The sequence below is a fragment of the Halomonas sp. ABH4_019 genome, assembly GCF_056159885.1.
In genome coordinates this window covers 238,374-255,124 of sequence record NZ_JBSWWC010000004.1, presented here as the reverse complement: position 1 = coordinate 255,124, position 16,751 = coordinate 238,374, and the positions used below count along the sequence as shown (strand labels likewise).

At 70.8% G+C, this 16,751-nt stretch carries 14 protein-coding genes; 9 read left to right on the top strand and 5 right to left on the bottom strand.

From position 1 onward, the window contains the following. Positions 1 to 26 precede the first annotated feature (26 nt). From pal to ACXAFN_RS16895, 3 genes are read left to right on the top strand one after another with little or no spacing between them, the layout of a single operon-like run. The gene (gene pal, locus ACXAFN_RS16905) at positions 27 to 563 is read left to right on the top strand and encodes a peptidoglycan-associated lipoprotein Pal (RefSeq protein WP_474990612.1); all 537 of its coding nucleotides are present in this window, start codon (positions 27 to 29) and stop codon (positions 561 to 563) included. Between the two features lie 43 nt (positions 564 to 606). Continuing rightward, the gene (ybgF, locus tag ACXAFN_RS16900; RefSeq protein ID WP_474990610.1) at positions 607 to 1,401 is read left to right on the top strand and encodes a tol-pal system protein YbgF; all 795 of its coding nucleotides are present in this window, start codon (positions 607 to 609) and stop codon (positions 1,399 to 1,401) included. A 16-nt stretch (positions 1,402 to 1,417) separates the two neighbouring features. Next, positions 1,418 to 2,179 carry a YciK family oxidoreductase gene (locus ACXAFN_RS16895; protein ID WP_474990608.1) on the top strand — a complete coding sequence of 254 codons (762 nt, stop codon included), beginning with the start codon at positions 1,418 to 1,420 and terminating at the stop codon, positions 2,177 to 2,179. A 163-nt stretch (positions 2,180 to 2,342) separates the two neighbouring features. Here ACXAFN_RS16895 and ACXAFN_RS16890 read toward each other — a convergent pair whose 3' ends face one another. Together ACXAFN_RS16890 and ubiG are read right to left on the bottom strand one after the other, a co-directional pair. Further along, on the bottom strand, positions 2,343 to 2,999 hold the full coding sequence (locus ACXAFN_RS16890) for an HAD-IA family hydrolase (RefSeq protein ID WP_474990606.1): 657 nt from the start codon (positions 2,997 to 2,999) through the stop codon (positions 2,343 to 2,345). An 8-nt stretch (positions 3,000 to 3,007) separates the two neighbouring features. Next, positions 3,008 to 3,733: a bifunctional 2-polyprenyl-6-hydroxyphenol methylase/3-demethylubiquinol 3-O-methyltransferase UbiG gene (gene ubiG / locus ACXAFN_RS16885; RefSeq protein ID WP_474990604.1), complete on the bottom strand. Its 726-nt coding sequence runs from the start codon at positions 3,731 to 3,733 to the stop codon at positions 3,008 to 3,010. Between the two features lie 145 nt (positions 3,734 to 3,878). Here ubiG and galU point away from each other — a divergent pair, with 145 nt between their 5' ends. Then, on the top strand, positions 3,879 to 4,769 hold the full coding sequence (gene galU / locus ACXAFN_RS16880; protein ID WP_474990602.1) for a UTP--glucose-1-phosphate uridylyltransferase GalU: 891 nt from the start codon (positions 3,879 to 3,881) through the stop codon (positions 4,767 to 4,769). 3 nt (positions 4,770 to 4,772) lie between these two features. Continuing rightward, positions 4,773 to 6,062 carry a UDP binding domain-containing protein gene (locus ACXAFN_RS16875; RefSeq protein ID WP_474990600.1) on the top strand — a complete coding sequence of 430 codons (1,290 nt, stop codon included), beginning with the start codon at positions 4,773 to 4,775 and terminating at the stop codon, positions 6,060 to 6,062. A gap of 246 nt (positions 6,063 to 6,308) precedes the next feature. Here the strand turns inward: ACXAFN_RS16875 and ACXAFN_RS16870 are convergent, their stop codons facing one another. Then, on the bottom strand, positions 6,309 to 6,887 hold the full coding sequence (locus ACXAFN_RS16870; RefSeq protein WP_183387322.1) for a superoxide dismutase: 579 nt from the start codon (positions 6,885 to 6,887) through the stop codon (positions 6,309 to 6,311). A 273-nt stretch (positions 6,888 to 7,160) separates the two neighbouring features. Between ACXAFN_RS16870 and ACXAFN_RS16865 the strand changes: the two genes are divergently transcribed. The 4 genes from ACXAFN_RS16865 (at position 7,161) to msrA (ending at position 14,584) form a co-directional block, all read left to right on the top strand. Further along, positions 7,161 to 7,976 carry a hypothetical protein gene (locus tag ACXAFN_RS16865; protein ID WP_474990598.1) on the top strand — a complete coding sequence of 272 codons (816 nt, stop codon included), beginning with the start codon at positions 7,161 to 7,163 and terminating at the stop codon, positions 7,974 to 7,976. A gap of 30 nt (positions 7,977 to 8,006) precedes the next feature. Continuing rightward, on the top strand, positions 8,007 to 9,869 hold the full coding sequence (gene tamA / locus ACXAFN_RS16860; protein ID WP_474990596.1) for an autotransporter assembly complex protein TamA: 1,863 nt from the start codon (positions 8,007 to 8,009) through the stop codon (positions 9,867 to 9,869). A 73-nt stretch (positions 9,870 to 9,942) separates the two neighbouring features. After that, positions 9,943 to 13,956 carry an autotransporter assembly complex protein TamB gene (gene tamB / locus ACXAFN_RS16855; RefSeq protein WP_474990594.1) on the top strand — a complete coding sequence of 1,338 codons (4,014 nt, stop codon included), beginning with the start codon at positions 9,943 to 9,945 and terminating at the stop codon, positions 13,954 to 13,956. 13 nt (positions 13,957 to 13,969) lie between these two features. After that, positions 13,970 to 14,584, top strand: a complete 615-nt coding sequence (msrA, locus tag ACXAFN_RS16850; RefSeq protein WP_474990592.1) for a peptide-methionine (S)-S-oxide reductase MsrA — start codon at positions 13,970 to 13,972, stop codon at positions 14,582 to 14,584. On the opposite strand, the gene ACXAFN_RS16845 is transcribed toward msrA, so the two are convergent. Together ACXAFN_RS16845 and ACXAFN_RS16840 are read right to left on the bottom strand one after the other, a co-directional pair. Next, positions 14,565 to 15,590 carry a hydrolase gene (locus ACXAFN_RS16845; RefSeq protein WP_474990590.1) on the bottom strand — a complete coding sequence of 342 codons (1,026 nt, stop codon included), beginning with the start codon at positions 15,588 to 15,590 and terminating at the stop codon, positions 14,565 to 14,567. The genes msrA and ACXAFN_RS16845 overlap by 20 nt on opposite strands. Continuing rightward, entirely contained in the window at positions 15,587 to 16,510 is a 924-nt protein-coding gene (locus ACXAFN_RS16840; protein WP_474990588.1) for a LysR family transcriptional regulator, read from the bottom strand. Before ACXAFN_RS16840 ends, ACXAFN_RS16845 begins: the two co-directional genes overlap by 4 nt. Between the last annotated feature and the right edge of the window lie 241 nt (positions 16,511 to 16,751).

The following is a 16,751-nucleotide window of genomic DNA, read 5'->3' as shown; positions in this document are numbered from 1 at the left end:
TGTTCCACAAGGAAAGGAGTCGAACGATGCAATTCAAGCCTTATGCCCGCACCCTGGCCGTCGCCGTGTCCCTAGCCGTGATGGCCGGTTGTTCCAGCACCGGCGGCACCCAGGAAGGCAACATGGACGGCACCGCCGGCGGCAATGGCGGCGTGGGTACCGGCACCGCCGGCAGTGGCCAGGTCAGCGGCAGCGGCCTGGGCGAGGGCGCCGGCCAGATGGCCGGCTCGCGCATCCCCGAGGTCCGCACCATCTACTTCGCCTACGACAGCGATGCCATCCGTCCCGAGTTCCAGTCGGTGCTCGAGTCCCACGCCACCTTCCTGCGCGGCAACCCCAGCGCCAGCGTGGTGCTGCAGGGCCACACCGACGAGCGCGGTACCCGCGAGTACAACCTGGCCCTCGGCGAGCGCCGTGCCGGCGCCGTGGAGCGGTTCCTGAACGTCCAGGGCGTTTCCCCCTCCCAGGTGGAAGTGGTCAGCTACGGCGAGGAGCGCCCGGCGGCCCGCGGCGGCAACGAAGACGCCTATGCCCAGAACCGTCGGGTGGTCTTCGCCTACTGAGCGCGCGCCACGCACGGCACCACGATAGCCAAGGGAGGACGCGATGAGGCCCCGTCTCAAAGCCTGGTACACCGTCGGCGCGCTGAGCCTGCTGGCGGCCCCGGCGCTGGCCCAGCAGCCGGTGGTGGAGGATCTGTCCGCCGGCTCGGGCTCCGGCAGCTTCTATGACCAGACCGCCACCCGCGAGGAGGCGGGCGGCAGCCTGGTACTGTTCAACCAGGTTCAGCGCAACCAGGAAGAGCTTCGCCAGCTGCGCGGCCAGGTCGAGGAGCTACGCTACCAGCTGGAACAGCTGCGCCGTCAGACCCGCCAGCAGTACATGGATCTCGAGGATCGCCTGGCGGCGGGGGGCGCGCCGTCCGGCGGCGGTGAGCCCCCGGCGGACGATGGCGCAACGTCACCTCCCGATGCCGATGGCGGCTCGCCGAGCCAGGGAAGCGGCGCGGCCGGCGGGGCGGATGAAGGGGCCCGTGCCGACTACCAGGCGGCCTTCGCCAAGGTGCAGGCCCGCGAGTTCGACGCGGCGACTCAGGCCTTCGAGGCCTTCGTCACCGAGCATCCGAACAGCGGGCTGACCGCCAACGCCCATTACTGGCTCGGCGAGCTGCACTCGGCGGGGTCCGACCTGGCGGCGGCCGAGTCGGCCTTCCGCCGCGTCCTCGACGACTTCCCCGATAGCAACAAGGTGCCCGACGCCCTCTACAAGCTGGGCCTGCTCAAGGCACGGCAGGGCGAGCCGGAGGCCAGCCGCGAGCTGCTCGAGCGGGTGCGCGAGGAATATCCCGACAGCAGCGCCGCCAGCCTGGCCGCCGACTTCCAGCGCCAGTCGGGCAATTGAGGGCAGGAGGTTCGTCATGAGCTGCAAGATCGATTACCGGGCGCCCGACGATCTGCTGGCCGGCCGGGTGATCCTGGTCACCGGTGCCGGCGACGGCATCGGACGTGCCGCCGCCTTGAGCTTCGCCCGGCACGGGGCCACCGTGATCCTGCTGGGTCGCACCATCGCCAAGCTGGAGGCCGTCTACGACGCCATCGAGGCCGAGGGCGGCCCCCAGCCGGCGATCTTCCCGCTCAACTTCGAGGGGGCGACACTCAAGGACTTCCACGACATGGCCGAGACCCTGGACAAGGAGTTCGGTCGCCTGGACGGCATCCTGCACAACGCCGGCCTGCTGGGGCGCATCACGCCGTTCGCCCAGTACGATCCCGAACTCTGGGAGCAGGTCATGCAGGTCAACATCAACGGCCCGATCTGGATGACCCAGGCGTTGCTGCCGTTGCTGGAGGCCTCGCCGGATGCCTCGGTGGTCTTCACCTCCTCCTCGGTAGGGCGCCGCGGGCGCGCCTACTGGGGCGCCTATGCGGTGTCGAAGTTCGCCACCGAGGGCTTCGTCGAGGTGCTGGCCGACGAGGTGGAGCACCTCGGCACGCTGCGCGTCAACAGCCTCAACCCGGGTGGTACCCGCACCGCCATGCGCAAGTCCGCCTATCCGGCGGAGGATCCGCAGGCGCTGCGCACGCCCGAGGACATCATGCCGACCTACCTGTGGCTGATGGGCCCCGACAGCCGCGGCCACAGCGGCGAGAAGTTCGACGCCCAGCCGCCCAAGGGGTGAGTGGTGAGTGGTGAGTGGTGAGTGGTGAGTGGTGAGTGGTGAGTGGTGAACAGGATGTTGCGGGCTTCGAGCGACGAGCGATACTCACTGCCGCAGCCCGCAGCCCGCAGCCCGCAGCCCGCAGCCCGCAGCCCGCAGCCCGCAGCCCGCAGCCCGCAGCCGTTCAACCCACGCCCAAGGCCAGGCCAAGGGCCTCGGCGGTCGCGAACCGGTGGTCCGCCGGCCAGCGGCGATAGTCGTCATCCTCGGCGATGTACCCATAGCCCACCGCCACCGCCGGCATGCCCGCGGCGCGGGCCGCCTGCATGTCGCGGAGGTGATCGCCGATATACCAGCAGCCGCCGGCGGCCACGTTCAGGCGTCGAGCCGCCTCGAGCAGCGGCGCCGGGTCCGGTTTCTTGACTGGCAGGTCGTCGGCGCACAGCAATACCCCCGGTGCCAGGCCCAGCGCCTCCACCAGCGGGGCGGCATAAGCCCGCGGCTTGTTGGTGACGATGCCCCAGGGGCGTGACATCCGTTGCCAGTCGTCGAGCAGGCGATCCAGCGGCGGGAAGACCCGGCTGTCCACCGCCACGGCCTCGCCGTAGGCGGCCAGCAGGAAGGCCCGCGCCGCGTCGTGGTCGGCGTGTTCGCGGGCCAGGCCCAGCGCCAGGGTCACCAGGGCGCTGCCGCCGTTGGAGACCTGGGCGCGGATCGTCGGATAGGGCAGCGGATCGAGCCCATGATGGGCGCGCAGGGCATTGGTGGCCCGGGCCAGGTCCGGGGCGGTATCCACCAGGGTGCCGTCGAGATCGAACAGCAGCGCCTCGGGTGTCGGCATATGGCGACTCACAGTGCCTCCCGCCGGCAGTGCATCAGGTAGTTGACCGAGACGTCGGTGGCCGAGAGCCGGTAGCGGCGGGTCAGCGGCTGGTAGGTCAGGCCGCTCTGCTCGCGGACCTGGAGGCCGGCCTCGCGACACCAGGTGGCGAGCTCCGAGGGGCGAATGAACTTGGCGTAGTCGTGGGTGCCGCGGGGCAGCATGCGCAACAGGTATTCGGCGCCGAGCACCGCCAGGGTATAGGCCTTGGGATTGCGGTTGAGCGTCGAGAAGAACACCTGGCCGCCGGGCTTGACCAGCGTCGCACAGGCGCGGATCACCGAGGCGGGGTCGGGGACGTGCTCGAGCATCTCCAGGCAGGTGACGATGTCGAACTCGCCGGGGTGTGCGGCGGCCATGTCCTCGACGCTGACCTGCCGGTAGTCGACGCTCGCGCCGCTCTCCTCGGCGTGCAGGCGGGCCACGGCCAACGGCGCCTCGCCCAGGTCGATGCCGGTGACCTCGGCCCCGCGATGGGCCATGGCCTCGGCGAGGATGCCCCCGCCACAGCCGACATCGATCACCCGATGGCCGGCCAGGCCCGAACGGGCGTCGATGAAGTCGAGGCGCAGCGGGTTGATCTGGTGCAACGGCTTGAACTCGCCGTCGGGATCCCACCAGCGATGGGCCAGGGCCTCGAACTTGGCGATCTCCGCCGGGTCGACGTTGCCCGCCTGGGACTCGCTTGCCGTCATCTGTCCTCTCCCTAGGTCCTGGGTGTCGCCACCCTGCCACTGTGGCGGGGCGGCCTGGTTCGGTATCATGCCATTCTACTCGTTCCCGGGGCGCCGGCCCATGCCCGCGTCCGGGGCGTCAATCCGACACGACAGGAACCGCACCATGATTCGCAAGGCCGTTCTGCCCGTCGCCGGTTTCGGCACCCGTTGCCTGCCCGCCTCGAAGGCGATTCCCAAGGAAATGATCACCATCGTCGACCGACCGGTGATCCAGTACGTGGTGCAGGAGGCCGTCGATGCCGGCATCCGCGACATCGTGCTGGTGACCCACGGCAGCAAGAGCGCCATCGAGAACCACTTCGACAAGCACTTCGAGCTCGAGGCCAGCCTCGAGGCCAAGGGCAAGCACGAGCTGCTCGAGGAGCTGCGCTCGATCGTGCCCGAGGACGTCAACATCATCAGCGTTCGCCAGTCCGAGCCGCTGGGCCTGGGCCACGCGGTGCTCTGCGCCCGCCCGGTGATCGGCGACGACGAGCCCTTCGCCGTGCTGCTGCCCGACGTGCTGGTCGACGACACCGGCCTGGCCCGCAACGACCTGGCCGGGATGATCGAGGCCTTCGAGGCCAGCGGCCACAGCCAGCTGATGGTGGAGGAAGTGCCCCACGAACTGGTTCACAAGTACGGCATCGTCGCCCCCGATGGCGAGCCGCCGGCGGCCGGCCAGGCCGGCCCGCTGGCCGGGCTGGTCGAGAAGCCGGCGGTGGACGAGGCGCCGTCCGACCTGGCGGTGATCGGTCGCTATGCGCTGCCCGGGCGCATCTTCCCGCTGCTCGCCGAGACGCCGCCCGGGGCCGGCAACGAGATCCAGCTCACCGACGCCATCGAGACCCTGCGCCGCGAGGCCGGCGTCGACGCCTGGCGGATGCGCGGCCGCACCTATGACTGCGGCCATCAGCTCGGCTACCTGGAGGCCATCCTCGCCTACGGGCGCCGCCATGCCCGCTACGGCGACGGCTTCCGCGAACTGCTGGCCCGCTACGCCGGCGAGGAGTGAGCCATGCGCGTACTGGTCCATGGCAGTGAGCTGGCCGCGGCCACCGCGACGGCGGCCCTGGCCTGGGTGGGCCACCGCGTGGTGTGGTGGCCCCATGCCAGCGCCGACTGGCCGACGCTTTCCGCGAGCGGCTGGCTGACCAGCGAGCCGCAACTGATGGCCCGCCTGGAAGAGGGCAGGGCACAGGGCCACTTGCACATCCTGGCGCCCGGCGAACGTCCGGACGACGAGGCGTTCGAGGTGCTGTGGCTGGCCCTGTCGCCGGAGCAGCGGGACACGGGGCGCGATACCGTGGGCGAGCTGTCGTCCCTGCTGGCGGCGGACGCCGTGCTGGTCAACAACTCGACCTTTCCGGTCGGCGAGACCGACCGACTGGCCGCTTGCCTGGGCAATGGCCGTCGCGCCGTGGCACTGGCCGACCTCCTCGAGGAGGGGCGCGCCTGGGAGGCCTTCACCCGGCCGTCCCGCTGGCTGCTCGGCTGCGACGAGCCCGCCGCCGAACGACGTGTCCGCGAGCTGCTGCGCGCCTTCAACCGGCGCCGCGAAGTGTTCCAGCGCATGCCGAGGCGTGCCGCCGAACTGTCCAAGCTGGCCATCAACGGCATGCTGGCGACCCGCATCAGCTACATGAATGAGATCGCCGGTCTCGCCGACACCCTGGGCGTGGACGTGGAGCATGTCCGCGAGGGCATGGGCGCCGATACCCGCATCGGCTATGAGTATCTCTACCCCGGCTGTGGCTTCGGCGGCCCCAGCTTCTCCCGCGACCTGATGCGCCTGGCCGACGTGCAGTCGGCCAGCGGCCGTCACTCGGCGCTGCTCGACCAGGTGCTCGATATCAACGAGCACAAGAAGGAGACGCTGTTCCGCAAGCTATGGGCCCACTACCACGGCCGCCTGGAGGGCCTGACGGTGGCGATCTGGGGCGCGGCCTTCAAGCCGGGCACCGCGCGTATCGACCACGCGCCGGTCCTGACCCTGTTGCGCGCGCTCTGGGCCCAGGGCGTGCGGGTCCGCCTGCATGATCCGGCCGCGGTGGCGGCGCTGCGCGAGCGGCTCGGCGAGCATCCGCTGCTCGAGCTGTTCGAGGGGGATCCCGACGAGGCCCTGGAAGGCGCCGATGCGCTGATGCTGGTCACCGAATGGAAGGCCTACTGGAACCCCGACTGGCCGCGCCTGGCCAAGCGCCTCGGGGGCAGACTGTTGCTCGACGGGCGCAACATCTACGACCCGGCCCATGTGGCCAGCATGGGGTTGCATTATCGGGGCATAGGCCGCCGCGCCGATCCTTGAGGGGAAGGAAAGTGGCTGCGCTTGGCTATACGGCGTTAAAAATCAGCTCGGGATGCTCATTTACAGCTTGTAAACTCCGCTCCCTCGCTGATTTTTGCCTTGTCTAGCCTTCGCTCGCCGACTTTCTGCGACCACGGTGGCACGAAAATACCTTGGCAAACGTTAGATGGCATCAAATGCCTCATCCAACACGAAACGGCCCCGCCATAAGGCGGGGCCGTTTGTCGTTCGCGCGTCCGCTGGGGATCAGGCGAAGTTCTGGGCGACGAAGTCCCAGTTCAGCACCTTCCAGACGTTCTCGAGGTACTTCGGACGGGCGTTACGGTAGTCGATGTAGTAGGCGTGCTCCCACACATCGATGGTCAGCAGCGGAGTCTGGCCGTGGGCGACCGGGGTGTCGGCGTTGCTGGTGTTGACGATGTCGACGCCGCCGTCGTCGGTCTTGATCAGCCAGGTCCAGCCGGAGCCGAAGTTGCCCGCCGCCTGGGCGTTGAAGGTTTCCTTGAACTTGTCGAAGGAACCGAACTTGGCGTTGATGGCGTCGGCCAGGGCACCGGTCGGCTCACCGCCGCCGTTCGGCGACAGGCAGTGCCAGTAGAAGGTGTGGTTCCAGACCTGCGCCGCCTGGTTGAACAGGCCGCCGGAAGAGGACTTGATGATCTCTTCCAGGGACTTGTTGGCGTCGTCGGTGCCGTCGGTCAGCTCGTTGAGCTTGTTGACGTAGGTCTGGTGGTGCTTGCCGTAGTGGTATTCCAGGGTCTCGGCGGAGATGTGCGGTTCCAGGGCGTTCTTCTCGTACGGCAGTGCAGGCAGTTCGAATGCCATTGTCGTTTCTCCTCATTGCTAGTCACGGGTCGGCGACCCATGGTGTGCCAGTGCGCTGGGGGAGTGCAAGGTCGTCGTCGGCTCGAATCGGCCGTGCCCCGTTCGCTCCCTCGATAAAAAACCGTACACTATCAGTATGCTGTGCCAGTCAGGTCACGGCATCATATCACCCGGCTCGGGGTCCGCCAATTCCGATCCCGGGACTCGGGCATCGGTGACGGATCGCCGGCTGAACCCTTGGCCGGCCGTCACGCACAGAGCAAGGAGACCTCCATGGCAGAGCGCCCGGAAGACAGCCGGCCACCCCGACCGATCGTTCCGGACCCGGATGCCAGCCTGGCCGGCCATCACCGGCCGCTTCCCCCGCCGCGCCCGCGGACCTGGCCGCTGTGGCTGTTGATCCTGCTGCTCACGACGGCCCTGGTCGGCCTGGCCGGCGCCGGCTGGATGGAGCGCCAGCGCCTGGAACAGCGGCTGACCAGCCTCGATGGCGATATCTCCAACGTGCATGCCCGCTTCGATGCCTCGGAAGGGCGCGGCGACCTGCTGGCGGGGATCCAGGCGCGCCTGGACGAGCTCGCGGGGCTGGAAGACGACATCGAGACCCGGATCGCACAGCGCCTCGACGACTGGCGGGAGGAGCGACTGGCGCCGCTGGCCGAGACCCAGTCCGCTCTCGAGGCCCGACTGGCGACCCTGTCCGAGGACGGCGAGGTGCGCGGCGATACCCTGTCGGCGGTGCGTGACTCCATGGATGCCCTCGAGACGGCGGGGCGCGAGGGACGAGCCGCCCTCGGCGAACGGCTGACGGGCCTGGAAACCGCGCTGAATACCGAGGCCGAGCGGCTCGCCTCGCTGGACGAAGATGTCGAGCGGCGCCACGAGGCGCTGGCATCGCGGGTCGACGCGGCCCGCGAAAGCCTGCAACGCCTGGACGGTGACGTTGAAGCGTTCGGGGCTTCGCGCGATGATGTCGCAGAACGGGCGGCCTCGCTGGAGGAGCGCCTCAAGGACGTGCAGTCCGAGCTGCGGGAACTGCGCCAGGCACAGCTGGCGACGAGTGCCCGACTCGAAGCGCTGCGGCAATGACAGGACGTCGGCCAGGGAAGCCTCGCCATCATGGATAAGTGTCTCATCAAGCGCCTCGCGATCGCCTCGCTGTCGATCGGCCTCGCCGCCCCCGGGGCGGCCCTGGCCCTCGACGCGCGCATCCTGGGGGTCGAGGGCGATCCGGCCGAGAACCTCGAGATCTATCTCGATGGCCTGGAGGCCGAACAGTACTCGGCGCAGCGGCTCGAGGCGGAGGTCCGACGCCTCACCCGCGATGCGCTGAAGGTCTATGGCTATTACGAGCCGACCCTGGCGGTGACCTTCGACGACCCCGAGGCGCCGACCGAGGTGACCCTCGAGGTCGAGCTCGGCGAGCCGGTGCGCATCGATCGGCTGGCCTTCCGACTGGCCGGCGAGGCCGCCGAGGACCCGCCGTTTCGCGCGGCCATCGCCGGCTACCCCCAGGAGGAGGGCGAGATCCTGCGTCACGCCCCCTTCGACGCCCTGCGCAGCCAGCTCGCCGGGCTGGCCCTGGAGCGCGGCTACTTCGACTGGCGCTTCCTCGAGCGCCGCATGGAGGTTCGTCCCTGGGACCACAGCGCCCGCCTGTCACTGGCGCTGGACAGCGGCCCGCGCCATCGTTTCGGCCCGGTACGCTTTCGCGGCCAGCACATCGAGACCGAGCGTCTCGCGGCGCTGGCCCCCTTCAGCCAGGGCAAGCCCTACCTGGCCAGCGACATCGCCACCTTCAACCAGCGGCTCGGCCAGACCGAGTGGTTCGCGTCGGTCGGCGTGCGCCCCCGCCTGGATGCCGGGGTCCGCGAGCTGGCCCTGCCGCCGGCGGAGCTGGGGTTCTTCAACGCCCTGGACGTCGAGGGCCTGGCACCGGCCGCCCCCCCCGCGCCGCGGCTCAGCGCGGAGGCCCTGGCCTCGGCGGACGACGTTCAGGCGCCTGCGGTGCCCGAGGTGCCCATCGAGGTGACCCTGACGCCGGCGGACCGCCACCAGTTCGAGGTCGGCGTCGGCTTCGCCACCGACGTCGGCCCCCGCGCCCGATTGACCTGGGACCAGCCCTGGGTCAACCGTTACGGACACAGCTGGAACCACGATCTCTACGTCTCAGGCCCCGAGCAGCAATTCAGCGGCGTCTACGAGATGCCCCTCGAGGACCCGTTGCGGGACAGCTATCAGCTGCAGTACGGCCTGCGCAACAAAGACAGCGACGATACCCAGACCCTGGAGGCCAGCGTGGAGTTCGGCCGTCGCTGGCAGTTCGACAACGCCTGGGAGCAGCTCATCTACTTGCGCGCCACCTACGAGGACTTCACCCAGGCCGACGAGGAGAACCAGGTGGTGCTGCTGTATCCCGGGGTACGCTGGACGCGGACCCGGTCGCGCAACCCGACCTTCCCCACCTGGGGCGATCGCCAGCAGATCACCCTGCAGTATTCCAGCGAGGCCTGGGGCTCGTCGGCGGAGTTCCTGCGCATGAACGCCGACTCCCAGTGGATCCGCAGCCTCGGCGACGACTATCGCTTCGTGGGCCGCGTCGGCGCCGGCAGCGTGGTCACCGACGACTTCGGCGACGTGCCGCCCTCGCTGCGCTTCTTCACCGGGGGCGACAACAGCGTGCGTGGCTATTCCTACGAGTCGTTGTCCCCGGAGGACGACGAAGGCCAGCTGGTCGGCGGCGAGCAGCGCCTGGTCGCCAGCGTCGAGGCCCAGCGGCGACTGACCGGCAAGTGGTGGCTGGCGAGCTTCGTCGACGTCGGCGACGCCTTCACCGACTGGTGGCCGAAGGAGCTCAACACCGGGGCCGGCCTGGGGGTCCGCTGGATCTCGCCGGTGGGCCCGATCCGCCTCGACGTCGCCCACCCCTTCGACCACGAGGATGCCTTCCGCCTCCATTTCGCCATCGGCCCGGAGTTCTGAGTATCGTCCCGCCGAATGTCCATCCTGCGGGCCGGGCCGCGGCCCGGCCGTCGATCCAGCGAGAGTCGTTATCGTGAGAGTGCGTCACCTGAGTTGGGCCCTGGCCCGCCTGTTGATCCTGCTGCCGCTGTGGCTACTGGGGCTGATCCTGCTGCTGCTGGGCCTGGTCCTGTCGCCCTGGGGCACGGGACTGCTCATCGACCAGGGCCAGCGGCTGGGCCTGATCGAGGTGGAGACCGTCGAGGGCGCCCCCCTGGACACCCTGACGATCGACGGGCTGCGCCTGGACGCCGGCCCGGCGAGCGTGGCGATCGAGCACCTCGAGCTGGCCTGGGCCGACGACTGCCTGCTCGACGGGCGACTGTGCCTGGATCGCCTGGCGGTGGAGGGCGCGCGAATCCGCCTCGGCGCCGGCGAGCCCACCGCCGAGGAGCCGACCGACGAGGCCGCCGGCGGGGCACCGGGGCCGATCCAACTGCCGTTCCCGATAACGCTGCGCGAGCTCGCCCTGAACGACGTCGAGGTGCGCCTCGCCGACGGCACCCGCCTGCGCTGGGCCGAGTTCTCGAGCGGCGCCGAGGCCGCGGGCGACACCCTGACCCTGTCGCCGACACGCCTGGCCGGGCTGCGCCTGACCCTGCCGATCTCGCCCGGCAATCAACTGGCGCTGAGCGAAGCCGAGCGCCCCGAGCCGGTGCTGACCGCGGCGGCGATCGACGCCGCCGTGGCCGCCCGCTCGCCGCTGCCGTCCAGCGTCGCGCCGTCCGCGGCCGGGGTGCGCGACACCCCGCTGGAGGAGCGCGAACGCTTGACGCTGCCGGAGATCACCCTGCCGCTGGCGGTGGAAGTGCCCAGCCTGACCCTCGAGGATGCCGCCCTCGAAGGCCCCCAGGCCTATGTCATCGATCGACTCGACCTCAGCGTCACCGCCCGCGGCCAGCGGGTGGCCATCCACCCCCTGGCGGTGGCCTCCCGGGAGGCCGATGCCGAGCTCCAGGCCGAGGTCACCCTGAGCGGTGACTATCCCCTCGACGTGCGCCTGGGGACCGACTTCTACCTGCCGGAGCGTCTCCCGGCCCTGGCCGGACAGCGCCTCGAGCTGGACCTGTCCGGCGATCTGAGCCGCCTGGACGTGGCGCTGTCCGCGAGCGGCCCGGTGCAGGCCGAGCTGACCGCCCGGCTGGACGCCCTGGATCCCACGCTGCCCTTCACGGCCCGGCTCGACAGCACGGCCCTGCAGTGGCCGCTGCCCGGCGCCACGCCGTCCGGCGACGACCAGGCCGGCGGTGACGGCGAAGGCGAGGCGGCGCCTGCCGAGCCGTGGCGGATCGAGAACCTCGACCTCGACGCCGAGGGCTCGCTGACCGGCTACCAGCTGAGCCTGTCGCTGGCCGCCCAGGGACCGTCCCTGCCACGCACCGGCCTCGAGTTGAGTGGCCAAGGCAACCTGCGGCGTTTCGACTGGGCGCCACTGCGCCTGACGCCCCCCGAGGGCACCCTCAGCAGCGAGGGCCGCGTCGACTGGTCAGAGGCGCTGTCGGTCTCGGCCCGGCTCGCCGTCGACGGCCTCGACCCGGAACCCTTCGTCGAGGGCCTCGCCGGCCGCCTCGACGGCGAGGCCCAGCTGGCCTTCACCCAGAGCGCCGATGGCTGGCGTCTCGGGGTGCCGACGCTGGCCGTGGAGGGCGAGCTCGCCGAGCAGCCGTTCGCGCTGGAAGGGCAGCTGTCCGGCGATCATGACATGCACTGGGAGATCGACACCCTGAGCCTGCGCCAGGGCGACAACCGCCTGCAGGCATCCGGCGCGGTGGCGCCCGAGGACCTGGACCTGGAAGCCAGGCTCGACATGCCGCGGCTGGACACCCTCTATCCCGGCTTGGCGGGCGCGCTCAGCGGCGACATCGAGGCCAGCGGCAGCTTCTCGAGCCCCCAGCTCTCGCTGTCGCTCGACGGCGACCGCCTGGCCTTCGCCGACAACCGGCTCGCCCGGCTGCGCCTGGCGGGCGAAGTCGCCGGCCTCGAGGATCCCTCCCTCGACCTGAGCCTGGACGCCGCCGATGTCACCGCCGGCGGCCAGGCCTTCGAGGCGATCGACCTGGTCCTCGACGGCCGGCTCTCCGAACATCGCCTGACGCTGGCCGTGGACGGCGATCCGGACGGCCCCCTTGGCTCGCTCGACCTGGCCCTGGCGGGCGGTCTCGGCGAGGATCGCCAGCGCTATCGGGGGCGCCTGACGCCGCTCGAGGCGGACACCGCCTACGGCCGCCTCGCCCTCGACCAGGCACTGGCCTTCGAGGCCGACCTGGCGGACAGCGCGGTGGACGTGCAGCCGTTCTGCCTGCGGCGCGAGCAGGGCGGCGGCCTGTGCCTGACCGAGCCGCTGACGGCCTCGCCGGACAGCGGCCGCGCCGTGCTGGCGATCCGCGAGCTGCCCATGGACCTCATCAACGCCGCCATGCCTCCGGGATGGCGCATCGATGGCGACAGCGAGGGGGACCTGGCGGCGGAATGGTCGCGGGGCGGCAGCGCCTGGCAGGCCACCGCGAGCCTCGACAGCCAGGTCGAGATCGCCGGCGAGGATGCCTACGGTCAGCCCTGGTCGGTGCCCGGCACCGGGCTCGCCCTCGAGCTCGACGCCGACCAGGGCCGCGCCGATCTGGACCTGGCGCTGACCCTCGGCGAGCGCGGCGCACTGCGCCTCGACCTGGGGATCACCGACCCGATGGGGGCCGGCCAGCTGAGCGGGCAGTTCGCTGTCGACGCGGTTGAACTGAGCCCCTATCGGCCGCTGATCGCCGACATGGACACCCTGGCGGGGCGCCTGGACGGCGACATCGAGATCGGCGGCAGCCGCGCGCAGCCGCTGCTGGACGGTCGCCTCGAGCTGGGTGGCCTGCGCGCCGAGGGGCTCGGCCTGCCGCTGGCGGTCGCCGACGGCGGCCTGACGGTGGCGCTGAGCGGCCAGCGCGCCGACATCGACGGCTACCTGGCGAGCGAAGAGGGCCGCCTGGACATCACCGGCGATGCGAGCTGGCCGTCGGCGGAGGCCTGGCGGGCGTCCATCGATCTCGAGGGGCTCGACAGCCCCCTGGAGGCCGGACTGCCCGGCTTCGGCCGCTTGCGCCTGGCGCCGGACCTGTCGATCCGTGCCACCCCGGAGCGGCTGCGGGTGCGCGGTCAGGTGAACGTGCCCTGGGCGCGGCTCGAGGTGGGGCAGGTACCGGCCTCGGCGGTCTCGCCGAGTCCCGACGAGGTGATCGTCACCCGCGAGGAGGCCGAGGCGGAGGACCGCCGCGTCGCCGACGGCCAGGCGGGCGAATCCACCGCCGAGGCGATGCAGCAGGCCGGAATGGCGCTGGACGTGCGCGTGACGCTGGCCCTGGGGCCGGACATGCGCCTGGAGGCGTATGGTCTGGAGACGCGGCTGGCGGGGGGGCTGGAGGTTCGACAGTCCAGCGGCCCCGTGCAGCTGTTCGGCAACGTCAACCTCGAGGACGGGCGCTTCCGGGCCTTCGGCCAGGACCTGATCATTCGCGAGGGGATCCTCTACTTCAGCGGTCCGCCCGGCCAGCCGCTGCTCGACTTCGAAGCGGTCCGCAATCCGGACAACACCGAGGACGGGGTCGTCGCCGGGTTGAGGGTCACCGGCCCGGCGGCCAACCCCAGCCTGGAGATCTTCTCCGAGCCGGCCATGGACGAGTCCCGGGCACTCTCCTATGTGCTGCGCGGCCGCGCCCCGGATGATGGCGGCGGCGCCGACGCGGCGCTGACCTCGGCGCTGCTCGGCGTCACCCTGGGCAAGGCGGGCGGCACCGTGGGCGCCATCGGCGAGGCCTTCGGCGTCCAGGATCTGAGCCTCGACACCGCCGGCAGCGGCGAGGACAGCCAGGTGGTGGTGACCGGGAACCTCACCGACCGTCTCAGCGTCGGTTATGGTGTCGGGGTATTCTCGCCGATCGCCGAGCTGAGCCTGCGCTATAAACTGTGGCGGAACCTCTACCTGGAGGCGGTCTCCGGCGCCTCCCAGGCCGTGGACCTGATCTACACCTTCAGCCTGCCGGGCGATCCCCCGGCGCTGACCCGATAACAGGAGCAACGCGATGGCAGCCTCTTCCCAGCTTGCCCCCGAGGGCCGCGACACGCCCATGCCGATCGACGGCCATCACACGGTCAAGGGCCACGCCATGACGCCTCCCTGGCCGTCGGGCATGGCCGAGATCGTGCTCGGCCTGGGCTGCTTCTGGGGCGCCGAGCGGCTGTTCTGGCAGCTGCCCGGGGTGCATGTCACGGCGGTGGGCTACGCCGGCGGCGTGACGCCGAATCCGACCTACCGGGAGACCTGTACTGGTCGCACCGGTCACGCCGAGGTGGTGAGGGTGGTCTACGACCCCGGGGTGATCGACCTGGAGACCCTGCTGCGCCACTTCTGGGAGGCCCACGATCCCACCCAGGGCGATCGCCAGGGCAACGACATCGGGCCCCAGTACCGCTCGATCATCCTGGCCACCGATGCCGACCAGCGAGCGGCCGCCGAGCGCAGCCGCGAGGCCTACGGCGAGGCGCTGGCCCGGGCCGGCCGCGGGCCGATCACCACCGAGATCGCCGAGCTCGAGACCTTCTACTACGCCGAGGACTACCACCAGCAGTACCTCGACAAGAACCCCGGCGGCTACTGCGGCCTCAGGGGCACCGGCGTCAGTTGCCCGATCGGCTGAACCGCCAGCGGGTCACGTTCGGCGCCCGATGCCAGGCCGTCAGCTGGTCGGCCACGCGACGCGCCAGCCAGCTGCCGAGCCGTCCGTCGCGCCACTCGACGAACCCCACATGGCCGCCGTGGCGGGCGGTCTCCAGGCGGATACCGGGGCCGAGCGCGACGCCTGCATAGAGGTCACCCGGCATAAAGGGGTCGTCGGCGGCATGCAGGATCAGGGTCGACAGCCGGATGCCGCCGAGCAGGGGACCGGCCGCGGCGCGTCGGTAGTAGTCGGCGGCGCCGGCGAAACCGTGCAGCGGCGCGGTCACCGCCTCGTCGTACTCGCGCAGCGTCGCGAGATCGGCCAGCCGCGCGGGCGTCAGCGACAGGGGCAGCTCGCCGGCATCGAGCCGTGGCGCCACCTTGGCCTTCAGGGCCGCCAGCAGATGACGCTGGTAGACGCGGGCGAAGCCCCGCTCCAGGGCATCGGCGCTGGCGGCCAGGTCCACCGGCGGGGCGATGGCGATCGCCCCGGTGAGCCCCAGGTCGTTGGCACCATCCTCCGCCACCAGCTTGAGCAGCATGTTGGCGCCCAGCGATACGCCACAGGCCACGATCGGCGCCCGGGGATAGCGCTGCCTCAAACGCGTCAGCAGCCAATGGGCATCGGCGGTATCGCCGCTGTGATAGGCGCGCGGCCGGCGGTTGGGACGACGCCCGCAGCCGCGGAAATGCATCAGCAGGGCACGGTGCCCAAGCCCACCGGCTGCCGCCAGTAGATGACGCGCGTAGGGCGAGTCCACCGATCCCTCCAGGCCGTGGAACAGCACGAACACCGGCGCCGTCTCGTGCCGGGGACCCGGCGCCAGCCAGGCCAGCTCGACCAGGTCGCCGTCGGGCAGCGCCAGCTCCTCGTGATACAGCGCCGGGCAGGGCCTGGGGAGCCCGCGGGGCAGCAGGGTCTGGAGGTGGCGGTTGGCCAGGCCCGGCGGGGGCCGGAACCCCGCGTCATGGCGGCCGGGGGTCATGTGCTGCCGGCGACTCGGGCCGTGGCCAGCCGCTGCCACAGGGCGTCCACCGCCGGGTGGGGATTGCCGCGATGCCGGTAGAGGCGGATCTCCATCGGCACCTCCCAGCGCCCCCCGCCGGCGGGCACCAGGCCGCCGGCGGCGAGCGATGCCTGCACCGAACGCCTGGGCAGCCAGCCGAGGCCGTAGCCGAGCCCCACCAGCTCGCGGATGTTGCCACTCTGGATGCTCTCGTTGAGCACGCTGAAGGTCGGGGTCTCGCCGAGCCCCTCCAAGTGTGCCCGAATGCTCTGGTCGATCATCCCGCGCGGGTGGTAGGCGATCAGCGGCAGCGGGCGCCGCCCGGGGTCCTCGAGCGTGAAGCGCGGGCGGCCGTCGGCGTCGGGCAACGAGACTGGCACCAGGCGCTCCTCGCCGAGCGGCATGACCTCCAGCTCCGTGGTATCGAGGCTCAGCGGGCAGGGCCCGGCGGGCCAGTAGCAGAGCGCCAGGTCGCACTCGTTGCGCCGCAGCGCCTGGAAGTAGTCGTCGACCAGCCAGCCGGTGGCCCTCAGATAGGGCGCCACCGGCGGCGCCGGCTCCAGGCCCGCCAGCCATTCCGGCAGGAAGTTGGCCAACAGGCTCTGGGGCGCGGCCAGACGAATGCGCCCGGCATCGGCCTGGGCCAGCTGGCCCAGGCGTTCGCGGGCGATGGACACCCGCCGGGTCACGTCCTGGCACAGCGCCAGGAACTCTTCCCCGGCCGGCGTCAACGACAGCGGCAGGGTCTGCCGGTTGATCAGGGTGGTGCCCATTTCCTCCTCGAGCAGCTTGATGCGCCGCGAGAAGGTCGGCTGGGTCACGTTCTGGGCCTCCGCCGCCCGGGAGAAATGGCGCGTTTGCGCCAGGGCGATGAAGTCTTCCAGCCAGCGTAGTTCCATAGTGTTCCTTGTGCCGGATCGCCAGGGCCGGGGAGTCTACTCAGGTTAGCCGCCATTGACCAACCGACCAGGCGGGTCGTCAACGACGGCTATCATTCGGCCGAAGAGTCGACGAGCGAAGGTCAGGGCTAGGGCCCGTCCCTACGGGCCAACGCACGTCCCACGTCCCTGTGGGTCGCAAGGCGACAGATCGGCCAGGATTTGCCGATTCGGGCAGCCTTGCTGCTCGAAGAGCGAGTGA

What these genes read in the sequence shown, in the direction of transcription:
- ACXAFN_RS16890 (WP_474990606.1), bottom strand. Translation starts at nt 2,999, where the DNA reads ATGCCGACACCCGAGGCGCTGCTGTTCGATCTCGACGGCACCCTGGTG.
- ACXAFN_RS16870 (WP_183387322.1), bottom strand. Translation starts at nt 6,887, where the DNA reads ATGGCATTCGAACTGCCTGCACTGCCGTACGAGAAGAACGCCCTGGAA.
- ACXAFN_RS16845 (WP_474990590.1), bottom strand. Translation starts at nt 15,590, where the DNA reads ATGACCCCCGGCCGCCATGACGCGGGGTTCCGGCCCCCGCCGGGCCTG.
- ACXAFN_RS16865 (WP_474990598.1), top strand. Translation starts at nt 7,161, where the DNA reads ATGGCAGAGCGCCCGGAAGACAGCCGGCCACCCCGACCGATCGTTCCG.
- galU (WP_474990602.1), top strand. Translation starts at nt 3,879, where the DNA reads ATGATTCGCAAGGCCGTTCTGCCCGTCGCCGGTTTCGGCACCCGTTGC.
- ACXAFN_RS16895 (WP_474990608.1), top strand. Translation starts at nt 1,418, where the DNA reads ATGAGCTGCAAGATCGATTACCGGGCGCCCGACGATCTGCTGGCCGGC.
- ubiG (WP_474990604.1), bottom strand. Translation starts at nt 3,733, where the DNA reads ATGACGGCAAGCGAGTCCCAGGCGGGCAACGTCGACCCGGCGGAGATC.
- ybgF (WP_474990610.1), top strand. Translation starts at nt 607, where the DNA reads ATGAGGCCCCGTCTCAAAGCCTGGTACACCGTCGGCGCGCTGAGCCTG.
- ACXAFN_RS16840 (WP_474990588.1), bottom strand. Translation starts at nt 16,510, where the DNA reads ATGGAACTACGCTGGCTGGAAGACTTCATCGCCCTGGCGCAAACGCGC.
- ACXAFN_RS16875 (WP_474990600.1), top strand. Translation starts at nt 4,773, where the DNA reads ATGCGCGTACTGGTCCATGGCAGTGAGCTGGCCGCGGCCACCGCGACG.
- pal (WP_474990612.1), top strand. Translation starts at nt 27, where the DNA reads ATGCAATTCAAGCCTTATGCCCGCACCCTGGCCGTCGCCGTGTCCCTA.
- tamA (WP_474990596.1), top strand. Translation starts at nt 8,007, where the DNA reads ATGGATAAGTGTCTCATCAAGCGCCTCGCGATCGCCTCGCTGTCGATC.
- msrA (WP_474990592.1), top strand. Translation starts at nt 13,970, where the DNA reads ATGGCAGCCTCTTCCCAGCTTGCCCCCGAGGGCCGCGACACGCCCATG.